The sequence below is a fragment of the Cellulosimicrobium sp. GQ32 genome, from assembly GCF_059758455.1.
The window spans coordinates 76417-90787 of sequence record NZ_JCAXEP010000009.1; the positions used below are offsets into that span (position 1 = coordinate 76417).

Here is a 14371-nt window from a genome sequence, read left to right on the forward strand (position 1 = left end):
ACGGCGCCCGCGGCGCGCGACGATGGGCGCATGCCCACGAACCGGACGGTCGCGCGTCGGGCCTGGCCCGCGCCCGTGGTGGGGGCCGTCGTGGTGCTGCTGGCAGCGTGCACGCCCGACGACGGTCCGGAACCCGCCCCGGGCCCGTCGGTCACGACGGCCACCGCCGAGCCGAGCGAACCCGCGGAGCCGAGCACCCCGGCGCCCGCGCCGGAGCCTGGGCTCGTCATCGTGCCCGAGGTGCGGGTGGACGTGACCGAGGTGGCGACCGGGCTGCCCGCCCCATGGGCGCTCGCGGCGCTCGCGGACGGGACGCTGCTCGTGTCGCTGCGCGACGAGCGCCGGCTCGTCGTCGTGGACCCGGCGACGGGCGCCGTCGAGCCGGTCACGGGACCGGGTGCGGACGACCTGCGCGACGGCACGGTCGCGACGGGCGAGTCGGGTCTGCTCGGGGTCGCGGTCGGGCCCGAGGGCGGCTCGGCGCCGGGGGAGGTGTTCGTCTACCGGACCGCGGACGGCGGCAACGAGGTCCTGCGGGGGACGCTCGCCGGTCGCGAGCTGTCGGCCCTCATCCCAGTCCTCCGAGGCGTCCCCGCAGCCTCCACGCACGACGGCGGCCGGCTCGCGTTCGGGCCGGACGGCTTCCTGTACGTGACGACGGGAGACGCGCAGCAGCGCGGTGCGGCGCAGGTCGCGGGTGCGCTCAACGGCAAGATCCTGCGCCTGACGGTCGACGGCGAGCCCGCGCCGGGGAACCCGGACCCGGACTCGCCGGTGTGGAGCCTCGGCCACCGCAACGTCCAGGGCGTGGCGTGGGACGTGACGGGCCGCATGCTCGCGTCGGAGTTCGGGCAGGACACGTTCGACGAGCTCAACGTCGTCGTGCCGGGCGGGAACTACGGCTGGCCGGAGGTCGAGGGGGTCGGTGGCGAGGCGGCGGGTTTCGTCGACCCGGTGGCGACGTGGTCGACGTCGGACGCCTCCCCGAGCGGGCTGGCCGTGACCCGCGAGGGCGCGTACCTGGCGGGGCTGCGGGGCCAGACCTTGTGGCGCGTGCCGTTCGCGACGCCCGACGGCGGGACGTCGGCCGACGCGTTCGGCGCGCCCCAGGCGGTGCTCACGGACCGGGGTCGGCTGCGCGCCGTCCTCGTGGACCCGTCGTCGCCGCCCGGCGACGACGGGAGCTCCGTGCTGTACGTGCTGACGAACAACACCGACGGGCGAGGAGACCCGCGTGACGGCGACGACCGGCTGCTCCGGGTGGCGGTGACCCCGGCGGGCTGACCAGTCGGTTTGGAGTGGGATAACGAATCGGTTACGGTCGAGTGTCTCGCGTTGCCGCTCACCGGGGACAGGTGTATTGGCCGGCCGTGGGACGCGGTCTCCAGGAGAGCACCCAGGGTGCCAGGGGTCCGCAGGACGGCCGGATCGGCTGGTCGAACCGGGTGACGCCCGCGCCGTGGCGCGGGACGGCCCCGGGGCGCGCGTGCGCCGTCGACCCCCGTGCCCGGGACCCCCGACGACTGGACCAGAGTGCACAACCCCTTCCGCTTCCGCGCGCCCAAGAACCGTGACACCGAGACGACGGCCTCGGACGTCACCCTCGACGACACCACGCCCGAGACCCCGAGCCGCCGCGCCGCCCGCTCCGCGCGGACCCTGCGCACGACGCGCCGCCGCCGCTGGTCGATCGTCACGGCGGCCACCGCCGTCGCGCTCGTCGGCTCCGGCGCCGTCGCGTACGGCGAGGCCAACAAGACCGTGACGATCGACGTCGACGGCGAGCTGACCACCGTCAGCACGCTCGCCGGCTCGGTGTCCGGCGCGCTCGACGCCGCCGGGATCGAGGTCGGCGCGCGCGACCAGGTCGCGCCCGACCCCGCGTCGGCCCTCGACGACGGCGACGAGGTCGTGGTGCGCCTCGGCAAGCAGGTCACCGTCCAGGCCGACGGCGAGCAGTCCGACGTCTGGCTCACCGCGCTCGACGCGGACGAGGCGCTGGAGACCCTCGCCGAGCGCGGGGGCGACGTGCGCCTCGTCGCGTCGCGGTCGGGAGAGCGCGCGTCGCTCGACCTGCGCCTCGACACCGACGGTCCGGTGAACGTCGTGGCCGACGGCGAGACGACGGTCGCGCCCGACGGCAGCATCGGCATCCCCGCGATCCTCGACCAGCAGGGCATCGAGCTCGGCGAGCTCGACCGGGTGAGCGTCCAGCGCGTCGAGGCACCCGAGCCGGGCGCCCCGACGGTCTCGCTCGTCGTCCAGCGCGTCGTCGTCGAGCAGCAGCAGACGACGACCCCCGTGCCCCACGAGACCGTCCAGAAGGAAGACGCGTCGCGCTACAGCGACGACCCGGCCGTCGTCTCGCAGAAGGGGGCCGACGGCGTCACGACGACGACCTTCGAGGTGACCCTCGTGGACGGCGTCGAGGAGTCGCGCGAGCAGCTCACCCAGGAGGTCACGACCGCCCCGGTCGACCAGGTCGTCGTCAAGGGGACCAAGGAGCGGCCGAAGGACCCTCGTGCGCTCGGGCAGCTCATGGCCGCCGAGCGCGGCTGGACCGGGTCGCAGTGGACGTGCCTCGAGAAGCTGTGGACCAAGGAGTCCAACTGGAACCCCAGGGCGGACAACCCGACGTCGAGCGCCTACGGCATCCCGCAGTCGCTGCCCGGCTCGAAGATGGCGAGCAAGGGCGCCGACTGGGCGACCAACCCCGCGACGCAGATCGCGTGGGGCCTGGACTACATCGCCGGCTCGTACGGCTCGCCGTGCGGCGCGTGGTCCCACTCGCAGGCCACCAACTGGTACTGAGCGCAGACCTCCCGAGCCGACCCGGCTCCCGACGGGCCCGTGACCTCCGAGGTCGCGGGCCCGTCGACGTCCGGCGGCCCCGAGACCGCCCCGCGGCGCGTTGCGCGGGCCGACTAAGATCGCCCGCATGACCCACATCCTCTCGGCCGTGGCGTGGCCGTATGCCAACGGGCCGCGCCACATCGGCCACGTCGCAGGTTTCGGTGTCCCGTCGGACGTCTTCAGCCGGCACATGCGCATGGCGGGTCACGACGTCCTCATGGTCTCGGGCACCGACGAGCACGGCACGCCGATCCTCGTCCAGGCCGACAAGGAGGGCGTGACCCCCCAGGAGCTCGCGGACCGGTACAACCGCGTCATCGTCGAGGACCTGCACCAGCTCGGGCTGTCGTACGACCTCTTCACGCGGACCACGACGCGCAACCACTACGCCGTCGTGCAGGAGATGTTCCGCACGGTCCACAAGAACGGGTACATGGTCGAGCAGACGACCATGGGCGCGATCTCGCCGTCGACGGGCCGCACGCTGCCGGACCGCTACATCGAGGGCACCTGCCCCATCTGCGGGTACGACGGCGCGCGCGGCGACCAGTGCGACAACTGCGGCAACCAGCTCGACGCGATCGACCTCATCAACCCGCACAGCCGCATCAACGGCGAGACGCCGAAGTTCGTCGAGTCGAACCACTTCTTCCTCGACCTGCCCGCGTTCGTCGACGCGCTGGGGGACTGGCTGCGCACGCGCACCGCGTGGCGCCCGAACGTCCTGAAGTTCTCGCTCAACCTGCTCGACGACGTGCGCCCGCGCGCCATGACGCGCGACATCGACTGGGGCATCCCGGTCCCGCTGCCCGGGTGGGAGGAGAACTCGAGCAAGCGCCTGTACGTGTGGTTCGACGCGGTGATCGGGTACCTCTCGGCGTCGATCGAGTGGGCGCGGCGCAGCGGCGACCCCGACGCGTGGCGCGCGTTCTGGAACGACCCCGAGGCGCGCTCGTACTACTTCATGGGCAAGGACAACATCACGTTCCACTCCCAGATCTGGCCGGCCGAGCTGCTCGGCTACGACGGCCGCGGGAGCAAGGGCGGGGCGCCGGGCCCGTACGGGAACCTCCAGCTCCCGACGGAGGTCGTGTCGAGCGAGTTCCTCAACGTCGAGGGCCAGAAGTTCTCGTCCTCGCGCGGCGTCGTCATCTACGTGCGCGACATGCTGGCCCGTTACCAGCCGGACGCGTTCCGGTACTACGTGGCGTCGGCCGGGCCGGAGACGCAGGACGTCGACTTCACGTGGGCGGACTTCCAGCGCCGCACGAACGACGAGCTCGTGGCCGGCTGGGGCAATCTCGTGAACCGCACGGCGAACCTCGTGCACAAGAACTTCGGCGCCATCCCGGAGCCGGGGCAGCGCCAGCCGATCGACGAGGGCGTCCTCGCGACGACGACGACCGCGTTCGGCCGCGTGGGCGAGCTCATCGCGACGCACCGCCAGCGCGCCGCCGTCGCCGAGGCCATGAAGACGGTCGGCGAGGTGAACAAGTACGTGTCGGACACCGAGCCCTGGAAGCTCAAGACCGACCCGGACCGCCTCGCGACCGTGCTGCACACCGTGACCCAGGCGGTGAGCGACCTCAACACGATCCTGTCGCCGTTCCTGCCGCACTCGGCGCAGCAGGTGCACGAGGCGTTCGGCGGCACGGGCACGTTCGCCGCCCAGCCGCGCATCGACGAGGTGACCGACCTCGACGACGACTCGCGCCGCTACCCGATCATCACGGGCGACTACCGTGCCGAGGGCCTGGCGACGTGGGAGCCGAAGGCCGTCGTGCCGGGCACCCCGGTGGGCAAGCCGACGCCGGTGTTCACCAAGCTCGACGACTCGATCGTCGAGGAGGAGCTCGACCGCCTGCGCGAGACCGCCTGACCGTGGCGAAGCAGCGCGAGCGCGGGTGGCCGCCCGACCCGGAGCACCTGCCCGTCCCCGTAGTGGACAACCACACGCACCTCGACTCGATCGCGCAGGTCCTGCCCGACGACGTCCCCGCCCCGAGCGTCGCGGACCACCTCGCGCGGGCGGCGGCCGTCGGGGTGGACCGGATCGTGCAGGTCGGCTGCGACCTGCCGTCGGCCCGCTGGACCGACGCCCTGCTGCGCGGCGACCAGGCGATCTGGGGGGTCGAGCAGGCGGATCCGGCGCGTCCCGAGGCGGGGACGAGCCAAGATCACCTGGTCGGCCGCGCGGGGACGGGGGTGCGGCGGCTGCTCGGGGCCGTCGCGATCCATCCCAACGAGGCGGTGCTGCACGGCGGGGTGCGGGAGATCGGGCCGGACGGGCTCGAGCCCGACCCGCAGGCGCACCACGACGTGGGGCTCGACGACGCGGTCGCCGAGATCGCCGCGATCGCGCGTGGCAACGACCGCGTGCGGGCGATCGGCGAGACGGGGATGGACCTGTTCCGTACAGGTCCGCAGGGCGAGGCAGTACAGCGCGAGGCGTTCCGCGCGCACGTGGCGCTCGCGAAGGAGCTGGGCCTCGCGCTGCAGATCCACGACCGTGACGCCCACGCCGAGGTGCTCGACGTGCTCGCGCGCGACGGTGCTCCGGAGCGGACGGTCTTCCACTGCTACTCGGGTGACGCCGCGATGGCCCGGTTCTGCGCGGACCAGGGCTGGTACCTGTCCTTCGCCGGCCCGGTGACGTTCCGCGCGAACGACGAGCTGCGTGCCGCCCTGCGGGAGGTGCCGCTCGGGCAGGTGCTGGTGGAGACCGACGCGCCCTACCTCACGCCGCACCCGTACCGCGGCCGTCCCAACGCCCCGTACGTGCTGCCGACGACCGTGCGTACGGTCGCCGAGGTCGTCGACCTGCCGCTCGCGGACGTGTGCGAGCGCCTCGCCGCGACGTCGGTCGCGGTCTACGGGACCTGGTGACGCGGGCCGGAGGAGCGCTACCCGTCTCCGCCCGTTCCGGGCGAACCGGAGGTTTCGTCCTGGGTCACGTTTCGGCTACGGTCGGGTCCGTGCGTCGCGCGCCGTGCGCCGACGACGTGCCCCACCTCGCCCCCGGCGGTCGCCGAGGGCCGCTTCCCCGCAGAAGGGACCGCGCGCGTGCTCGCACCTGACGGAACCGGTCGCCGCCGCCTGCAACGGCTGGCGGCCCAGGGCGTCGTCGTCGCGAGCCTGGTGGTCGTCACGGGTGCGTTCGCCTCGCTCCAGAAGAGCGTCACGCTCGACGTGGACGGCGAGCTGCACGACGTCTCCGCGTACGGGCGCACGGTCGCCGAGGTGCTCGACTACCAGGACGTCGCGATCGGCGCGGAGGACCTCGTCGAGCCGGGCCTGTCGGACCCCGCGCGCGACGGCAGCACGATCGTCGTCCGGTCGAGCCACGACGTGACGATCGAGATCGACGGCCAGGTCCAGACGATCTCGACGACCGCGCGCACCGTCGGGGAGCTCCTCACGTACCTCGGGCCGCGCGCCGAGGGCGCCGTCACCGAGGTCTCGCGCACGCAGGCGCTCGGCCGCGACCCGATCCGGGTCTCCACGCTCAAGACCGTGCACGTCGCCGTCGACGGCGCCGTCATGCCCATCACGACCGCGGAGCCCACGGTGCGCGGCGTCCTCGCGACGGCGGGCATCGTGCTCGCCGAGGGCGACAGCACGTCCGCGCCGCTCGACGCGGCCGCGGTCGACGGCATGCTCGTCCTCGTGAGCCGGGCCGCCGCGTCCGCGACGACCGTCACCGAGGTGCTGCCCTTCGCCACGGAGGAGGTCGAGGACCCGAACCTGCCGAGGGGGCACCGGGTCGTCGTCCAGTCCGGCCGCGTGGGCGAGGCGACCACGACGTACGCCGTCCAGACGCTCGGCGGCGCCGAGGTCTCGCGCACGGTCCTCACGCGCACGGTCACGACGGAACCGCGCGACGAGATCATCAAGATCGGGACGATGGACATCTCCGTCTCGGTGGACCCGGGCTCGGCCCGCGCGATCGGCCGTTCGCTCGCGGCCCAGCGCGGCTGGGGCGACGACCAGTTCGTCTGCCTCGACAAGCTCTGGACCAAGGAGAGCAACTGGCGCGTCGACGCCGACAACCCGAGCTCGAGCGCGTACGGGATCCCGCAGGCGCTGCCCGGGTCCAAGATGTCGAGCGCGGGGGCCGACTGGCGCACCAACCCGGCGACCCAGATCACCTGGGGCCTCGGGTACATCGAGGGTCGGTACGGCACGCCGTGCTCGGCGTGGTCCCACTCGGTGGCCAAGGGCTGGTACTGAGTCCGGTCCCGCTCCTCGTGCCGATGCGGCGCGGCGCCCGCGGTCCTCGTGCCGCCGCGGCGCGCTAGGACTCGAGCATCTCCAGGTAGTGCGGGTTCTGCATGATCCCCAGCACGTTGCCGAACGGGTCGACCACGGACGCGGTGACGAAGCCCGTGCCCTCCCCGCGCTCGACGACGCCCTCGTACTCGGTCGCGCCGAGCGCGAGCAGCCGGGCGAACGCGTCGCGTACGTCGTCGACGTGCCAGTTGACGATCGCGCCCCCCGAGGTCTCCGGCTGCGGGCGCGGGGACCACGAGCGGGCGATGATGCCGAGCTCGTCCTGGCGGTCACCGACCCGGAACTCCACGTACCCACCCGGCACCACGTAGTACGGGTCCGTCCCGAGGACCTCCGCGTACCACGCGGACGCGGCCTCCAGGTCGTCGGCCCACAGGTTCAGCGTCGCCATCCCACGCAGCATGCTCGTCTCCCTCGTCGTCGTCCCGGGGGCGCTGCCCAGGGACCGCGGTCGTCGACCCGGCGGGACCGACACCACGACCGTAGGACGCCATGCGGAACGTTCGGTTCCGCATGCTGGGGCAGGATGGGATCCGTGCTCGACACCTCGGTCCGCCTCCTGCGCCTGCTCGCGCTCCTGCCGTCGCGGCCCACGTGGTCGGGCCCCGACCTGGCGGAGCGGCTCGGCGTCACGACCCGCACGGTCCGCAACGACGTCGAGCGGCTGCGGCTCCTGGGGTACGAGGTGCGCTCGGCGCCGGGGACCGCGGGCGGCTACCGGCTCGGGTCGGGGGCCGCGCTCCCGCCGCTCCTGCTGGACGACGAGGAGGCGGCCGTCGTCGCGGTGTCGCTGCGGGCCGCCGCCACGGGGTCGATCACGGGGGTCGAGGACGCCGCCCGCCGCGCGCTCGTCAAGCTCGACACCGTGCTGCCCGCCCGGCTGCGCGCCCGGGCGGACGCGCTGCGCGCCGCAGTCGCGAGCGCGCCGGTGGGCGGTCCCGCCGTCGACGCGCGGTTGCTCGCCGACGTCGCGGCGGCCGTCGCTGCCCGGACCGGTCTGCGGCTCGAGTACGAGGCGCACGACGGCACGGTGACGCACCGCGCGGTCGAGCCGTACCGGCTCGTCCACGTCGGTCGGCGGTGGTACCTGCTGGCGTTCGACCTCGACCGGGACGACTGGCGGACGTTCCGGGTGGACCGGCTGCGCCTGCGCACACCGGGCGGCCCGCGCTTCGTGCCGCGCCCCGTGCCGGGTGGTGACGCCGTCGCGTACGTGGTCCGCGGCGTGGGGTCGATCGCGTGGGCACACCCCGCCCGCGTGCGCCTGCACGCGCCGGCGAGCGTCGTGGCGGACCGGGTCGGACCGGGCACGGGCGTGCTCGTCGACGACGGCCCGGACGCGTGCGTGCTCGAGACCGGGGGGACGTCGCTCGCCCAGCTCGCGGGGTTCCTGCTGGGCCTCGACGTCGACCTCACGGTGCTCGACCCGCCCGAGCTCGCAGAGACGCTGGCGCGGGTCGGGGCACGCGCTGCACGGTCGGGGCGTGCGAGATCGGCCGCGGCGGAGGTGCCATCGCGCGTGACGCCGACGGTGACGTCGGGTGAGAAGCGCGTGGAGGCGCCCCTGACATAGGCGTCGAAATCCGGACAGAACCTCCCAGTTTAGCGGCCTGGGGGTTGGACTTCGATAACGGATCGGTTACGGTCGAACGTCGCTCGCGCGTGAACGGCACGCTGCCACGGTCCTTCCGGACCGCGGGAGAGGTGCCCGGACCACGCGGGCGGTGCGCCGTCGTCGGGCCCTGGGGAAGGGGCGCCGGGGTGGCGCCGGCAGCCGGATCGGCCGCTCGAGACCCGCGGACGCACGTGTGCGCCCGCCGCGGAGGACGCACGTCCGCCGCGGGCCGCGGGTGGTGCGTACGCGCCGTCGAGCACCCGTGCCCGGGACCCCCGACGACTGGACCCGAGTGAAGAACCCCTTCCACCGGACCGCTGACGCGGCCGGCGCCCCCGAGGGCGCCGACATCACCCCCGACACCACCGAGACCCTCGCGGAGAGCCCCCAGAGCCCCGCGACCACCACCGCGCACCGTCGCCGCCGCTGGCCGCTCGTCGCCGGCGCGACCACCGTCGTGCTCCTCGCGACCGGTGCCGTCGCCTACGGCCAGGCGCGCAAGACCGTCGAGCTCGACGTCGACGGCCAGATCACCACCGTCACGACCTTCGCCGGGTCGGTCGAGGGCCTGCTCGCCGAGCAGGACGTCGCCGTGGGCGACCGCGACCTCGTCGTCCCCGACGTCGACTCGGCCCTGCGCGGCGGCGGCGACGTCGTCGTGCGCTACGGGCGCGAGGTGCCCGTCCAGGTCGACGGCTCCCAGTCCTCCGTCTGGCTGACCGCGCTCGACGCGGACGAGGCCCTGACGACCCTCGCCTCGCGCGGCAGCGACGTGCGCCTCGTGGCGTCGCGCTCCGGTGAGCGCGCGTCCCTCCCGATCCGCCTCGACGCGGACGGCCCCGTGAACGTCGTCGCGGACGGCGAGACGAAGGTCGCGCCCGACGGCAGCATCGGCATCGACGCGATCCTCGACCAGCAGGGCGTCCAGCTCGGCGAGCTCGACCGTGTCCACGTGGAGAAGTCCGACCAGCTCGCCGCGGCCCAGGCCGACGCCGCTGCCGAGGCGGCACCCGCCGCGGACGCCGACGCCACCGCCGCCGCCGAGGACGCCGAGGCCGCGGCGGACGCTCCGGTCTCGCTCGTCGTGCAGCGTGTGAAGGTCGAGGAGGTGCCCACCGAGAAGGCCGTCCCGTTCGAGACGGTCACCGAGGAGGACGCCAACCGCTTCAAGGACCTCGACCCCGTCGTGAAGCAGGAGGGCGTCGAGGGCGTCCACACGACCGTGCACCGTGTCACGACGGTCGACGGCGCCGAGGAGTCGCGCGAGCTCGTCTCCGAAGGCGTCACCACGCCCCCGGTGAACAAGATCCTCGTGCAGGGCACCAAGGAGCGCCCCAAGCCGCAGCCGAAGGTCGAGACGCAGCAGCGCTCGTCGTCGTCTTCCTCCTCCTCGTCGTCGGGCGGGTCGTCCGCGCCGGCTGCGAACCTCGGCTCCGCCCCCGGCGGCGTCTGGGGTGCGCTCGCGCAGTGCGAGTCGGGTGGCAACCCCGCGACGAACACGGGCAACGGCTACTACGGCCTCTACCAGTTCTCGCTCTCCACGTGGCAGGCGATGGGTGGCTCCGGCCTCCCGTCGGAGGCCTCGGCCGCCGAGCAGACGCAGCGCGCCCAGGCGCTCCAGGCCCGCTCGGGCTGGGGCCAGTGGCCCGCGTGCGCGGCCAAGCTGGGTCTCCTCTGACCCGCTAGCAGGACCCGCGGCCGCCCGACGGCCGCATCGCGGAGGGCGGGGCGCACGGCGCCCCGCCCTCCCGCCGTCCCCCGGGGTGTCCGGACCGGGCCCGCCCCGGTCGGTAGGCTTCGTGTCATGAGCGACACCCGCGGTGCCCTGCTGGGTCCGGCCGAGATCCGTGACCTGGCGGGCAGCCTCGGCGTCCGCCCCACCAAGACCCTCGGTCAGAACTTCGTCCACGACGGCGGCACGGTCCGCAAGATCGTGCGGGCCGCGGACGTGCGCCCGGGGGAGCGCGTCGTCGAGGTGGGGCCGGGGCTCGGCTCGCTCACTCTGGGACTCCTGGAGGCCGGGGCGAGCGTCGTCGCGGTCGAGATCGACCCGGTCCTCGCGAAGCAGCTCCCCACGACGGTCGCGGCGCACGTCCCCGACCTCGGGGACCGGCTCGAGGTCGTCGGCGCGGACGCGCTGGAGGTCACGACCCTGCCCGGTGAGCCGCCGACGGCGCTCGTCGCCAACCTCCCGTACAACGTCGCGGTGCCCGTGCTGCTCACGTTCCTCGAGCGGTTCGACTCGCTCGAGCGCGTGCTCGTCATGGTGCAGGCCGAGGTCGCGGACCGGCTCGCGGCCCCGCCCGGGTCGCGCACGTACGGCGTGCCGTCGGTCAAGGCCGCCTGGTACGCCGACGCCCGCCGCGCGGGGACGATCGGCCGCAGCGTGTTCTGGCCCGTGCCGAACGTCGACTCCGCGCTCGTCGCGCTCGACCGTCGCGAGCCGCCGACCACGACCGCGACGCGCGAGCAGGTGTTCGCCGTCGTCGACGCGGCCTTCGCGCAGCGGCGCAAGATGCTGCGCTCCGCGCTGTCCGGTCTCGCCGGCTCCGCGAGCGTGGCCGCCGAGGTGCTCGAGGCCGCCGACGTCGACCCGCAGGCGCGCGGCGAGGTGCTGGACGTCGCCGCCTTCGCGCGCGTCGCCGAGCAGCTCGTCCTGCGGGGCGGCCTGGACAAGCACCCCGCCCGCGGCGCGGCACCCGTGGAGCGTCGTACCGGACGACCTGGCACAGTGGACGCGTGACACCCCCGCGACCGCCGCGCATCGCCCTCGCGCCACCCCCGTCCGTCCGCGTGCGCGCACCCGGCAAGGTCAACCTCTCGTTGCGGGTCGGAGCGCTCCAGGACGACGGCTACCACCCGCTCGTGACGATCTTCCAGGCCGTCGGGCTCAGCGAGGACGTCGTCGCCCACCAGGTGCCGCCGGGATCGGGCGTCTCGCTCAGCGTGACCGGCCTCCAGGCCGACGTGGTGCCGACCGACGAGACGAACCTCGCGTGGCGGGCCGCCGTCGCGCTCGCCGAGCACGTGGGCGTCGACCCCGACGTGCGGCTCGAGGTCCACAAGGAGGTCCCCGTCGCGGGCGGCATGGCGGGCGGGTCCGCCGACGCCGCCGCCGCGCTCGTCGCGTGCGACGCGCTGTGGGACGCCGGGGTGCCCCGCGCCGACCTGGTCCGCCTCGCCGCGGGGCTCGGGGCCGACGTCGCGTTCGGGCTCGTGGGGCACACCGCCGTCGGGACGGGGCGGGGCGACGTGCTCACGCCCGCGATGACGCGCGGCGAGTTCCACTGGGTCTTCGCCGTCCAGGCGGAGGGGCTCTCCACGCCCGAGGTCTACCGCACGTTCGACGAGACCGTCGGCGGCCCGGCCGAGCTCGACCTCGCCGACGACACCGCGCTCATGCAGGCGCTGCGCGCGGGCGACGCCGTCGGGCTCGGGCAGGTGCTCCGCAACGACCTCCAGGGCCCCGCCCTTGCCCTGCGCCCCGAGCTCCAGCGGACGATCGACGTCGCGACCGAGGCCGGCGCGCTCGGCGCGATCGTCTCCGGCTCCGGGCCGACAGTCGCCGCCCTCGCGCGCAGCAGGCAGCACGCGCTCGCGATCGCCGCGTCGTGGACCGCGAACGACGCGTGCGACACCGTCTGGTGCACCACCGCCCCCGCCGCCGGCGCGCGCGTCGTCGCCCACTGACGAGCCCGGCCCCCGCCCGAGTGCACGCCTGATCGCGCGAGGTAGAGCCGTGGTCACGCGAGGTAGAGCCGTGGTCACGCGAGGTAGAGCCGTGGTCACGCGAGGTAGAGCCGTGGTCACGCGAGGTAGAGCCGTGGTCACGCGAGGTAGAGCCGTCGTCACCCTGCCCGACGGCGTGTGGTCGCCCTGGGTGGTCGGGGTGGGTGGTGGTGCCGCGTCGACCATCCGCCGCTCGTTCCTCGCGGCTCCCGTGTTCTCGGTCGGGATCGTCCTGCGTTGGTCAGCTCACTCCGGACGATCCCTCGTTTCAGGCCCGCCACGGCGCGGCACCACCACCCGCCCTGCCCGACGTCGTCTCGCCCTGGTCGTTGCTCACCCGGGCGGCCGCTCACGGGGTCGGGTCGTCCCGCTCCGCACCGCTCCGCACCGCGCCGCCAGCACCGCCCTTGGTGCCGGGCCGCGTCGGGACGGTGCCGAGCGGGCGGGTCTGTCGCCACGGCCTGCCTGGCCGACTCCGGGTCGCTTGATCCGACACAAGGCCGCGCGACCCGGGCGACCCGACCGCGGCGGCAGGCGACCAGCCGCCGTCGGGCAGGACTGCGGCTCTACCTCGCGTGACCATGGCTCTACCTCGCGTGACCATGGCTCTACCTCGCGTGATCAGGTGTGCGCTCCGGCGGGCCGGGTCATCGGGCGTGCTCTCGGATCCAGGCGAGCTGGCGGGCGAAGCGGTAGGCCTGGCCGCCCTCGTGCTCGTTGAAACGGTAGACGTCGATCGCGCGCGCGACGTCCCCGGCACCCGCGCCGGCGGCCCAGCCGTTGTAGGCCGCGTACACCGTGGACGGCGGGCAGACCGGGTCCATCAGGGCGACCGAGAACAGGGCGGGGGCGGTCGCGCGGCGGGCGAGGCTCGCGCCGTCGAGGTAGGAGAGGGTGCGGAAGACGGCGTCCTCGTGCTCGCGGTGGACGGCGAGGTAGCGCGTGATCTCCGAGTATGGCGGACGGTCCGTGATCTCGACGGCGCGCCGGTAGTGGGTGAGGAACGGGACGTCGGGCATCGCGGCGACGAGGCCCTCGGTGAGGCCGGCGACGGCGATGGTCAGGCCGCCGCCCTGGCTCACCCCGGTCACGGCGACGCGGGCGGCGTCGATGCCGTCGACCGTCCGCACGGCGTCGACCGCCCGCACGGCGTCGGTGATGACGCGGCGGTAGTAGTGCTCGTGCGGGTCGAGGATGCCGCGCGTCAGGAAGCCGGGCGTGGCCGGGCCCGATCCGACCGGGTCGGGCGTGTCACCCCCGGCACCCCAGCCGCTGCCCTGACCGCGCGTGTCGACGACGAGGTGCGCGTAGCCCGCGCTCGCCCACAGCAGGTGCTCGTGGGGCAGGCCACGGCCGCCCCCGTAACCCAGGTACTCGACCACGGCGGTGAGCGGTGGGCCGTCCCCGGCGGCCGCGGCGCGCGCGGCTGCGGCGGGCCGCACGAGCCAGGCCTTGACCGGCTGGCCGTCGAAACCCGGGAACGTGACGTCGTCGACCACGACCGTCTCCAGCCCGGCGTCGACGCGCTCGAGCCGGACGGTCTCGGCGAGGTCGCCGCCGGCCGCGCGGGACCCGTCCAGGGTGCGCGCCCAGAACGCGTCGAGGTCAGCGGGCTCGTCGAGCGCGGGCGCGTAGGCCTCGAGCTCGGCGAGGGGCAGGTCGAAGAGCGGCACGGTGGCGATCCTCCGGGGTGCGCATAAGTCTGATGTCGGACATCGACGTCGGGTCGGGACGACTCTAGCGCCGCCGCGAGGACCGCCGGGCCACGCTAATAATGCGCATCATCCCTTTGACCCGCGCGGGGCCCGTGCAGCGAGACTGCCACCAGCCGCCGCCGCGCGCGCGGCGCCCGGTCGGCGACGAGGCCGCCGGTGAGGAACCGAT

At 74.4% G+C, this 14371-nt stretch carries 11 protein-coding genes; 9 read left to right on the plus strand and 2 right to left on the minus strand.

The genetic code is table 11. The features are described 5' to 3' along the window. Positions 1–30: 30 nt before the first annotated feature. The 5 genes from AC6CH9_RS15080 to AC6CH9_RS15100 all read left to right on the plus strand — a co-directional run bounded on the left by AC6CH9_RS15080 (position 31) and on the right by AC6CH9_RS15100 (position 7083). Complete coding sequence (locus AC6CH9_RS15080) at positions 31–1284, plus strand: PQQ-dependent sugar dehydrogenase (RefSeq protein WP_498155616.1); 1254 nt, start codon at positions 31–33, stop codon at positions 1282–1284. A gap of 249 nt (positions 1285–1533) precedes the next feature. Then, entirely contained in the window at positions 1534–2811 is a 1278-nt protein-coding gene (locus AC6CH9_RS15085; protein ID WP_498155617.1) for a resuscitation-promoting factor, read from the plus strand. Positions 2812–2938: 127 nt separating this feature from the next. Continuing rightward, positions 2939–4732, plus strand: coding sequence for a methionine--tRNA ligase (gene metG / locus AC6CH9_RS15090; RefSeq protein WP_498155618.1), 1794 nt, complete (start codon positions 2939–2941; stop codon positions 4730–4732). Positions 4733–4734: 2 nt separating this feature from the next. Then, positions 4735–5739, plus strand: a complete 1005-nt coding sequence (locus AC6CH9_RS15095) for a TatD family hydrolase (protein WP_498155619.1) — start codon at positions 4735–4737, stop codon at positions 5737–5739. Between the two features lie 177 nt (positions 5740–5916). Further along, positions 5917–7083, plus strand: a complete 1167-nt coding sequence (locus AC6CH9_RS15100; RefSeq protein WP_498155620.1) for a resuscitation-promoting factor — start codon at positions 5917–5919, stop codon at positions 7081–7083. A gap of 64 nt (positions 7084–7147) precedes the next feature. Here the strand turns inward: AC6CH9_RS15100 and AC6CH9_RS15105 are convergent, their stop codons facing one another. Then, positions 7148–7546 (minus strand): VOC family protein, encoded by a 399-nt coding sequence (locus tag AC6CH9_RS15105; protein WP_498155621.1) that lies wholly within the window; start codon positions 7544–7546, stop codon positions 7148–7150. A gap of 132 nt (positions 7547–7678) precedes the next feature. Between AC6CH9_RS15105 and AC6CH9_RS15110 the strand changes: the two genes are divergently transcribed. From AC6CH9_RS15110 to AC6CH9_RS15125, 4 genes are all read left to right on the plus strand, one after another. Continuing rightward, entirely contained in the window at positions 7679–8716 is a 1038-nt protein-coding gene (locus AC6CH9_RS15110; protein ID WP_498155622.1) for a helix-turn-helix transcriptional regulator, read from the plus strand. A gap of 304 nt (positions 8717–9020) precedes the next feature. Beyond that, a complete protein-coding gene (locus AC6CH9_RS15115; RefSeq protein WP_498155623.1) occupies positions 9021–10436 on the plus strand; it encodes a resuscitation-promoting factor in 1416 nt (471 codons plus the stop codon). Positions 10437–10562: 126 nt separating this feature from the next. Next, positions 10563–11501, plus strand: coding sequence for a 16S rRNA (adenine(1518)-N(6)/adenine(1519)-N(6))-dimethyltransferase RsmA (gene rsmA, locus AC6CH9_RS15120; protein ID WP_498155624.1), 939 nt, complete (start codon positions 10563–10565; stop codon positions 11499–11501). Then, positions 11498–12448 (plus strand): 4-(cytidine 5'-diphospho)-2-C-methyl-D-erythritol kinase, encoded by a 951-nt coding sequence (locus AC6CH9_RS15125; protein ID WP_498155625.1) that lies wholly within the window; start codon positions 11498–11500, stop codon positions 12446–12448. Before rsmA ends, AC6CH9_RS15125 begins: the two co-directional genes overlap by 4 nt. A 686-nt stretch (positions 12449–13134) precedes the next feature. On the opposite strand, the gene AC6CH9_RS15130 is transcribed toward AC6CH9_RS15125, so the two are convergent. Next, positions 13135–14160 (minus strand): acetylxylan esterase, encoded by a 1026-nt coding sequence (locus AC6CH9_RS15130; RefSeq protein ID WP_498155626.1) that lies wholly within the window; start codon positions 14158–14160, stop codon positions 13135–13137. Positions 14161–14371 lie beyond the last annotated feature (211 nt).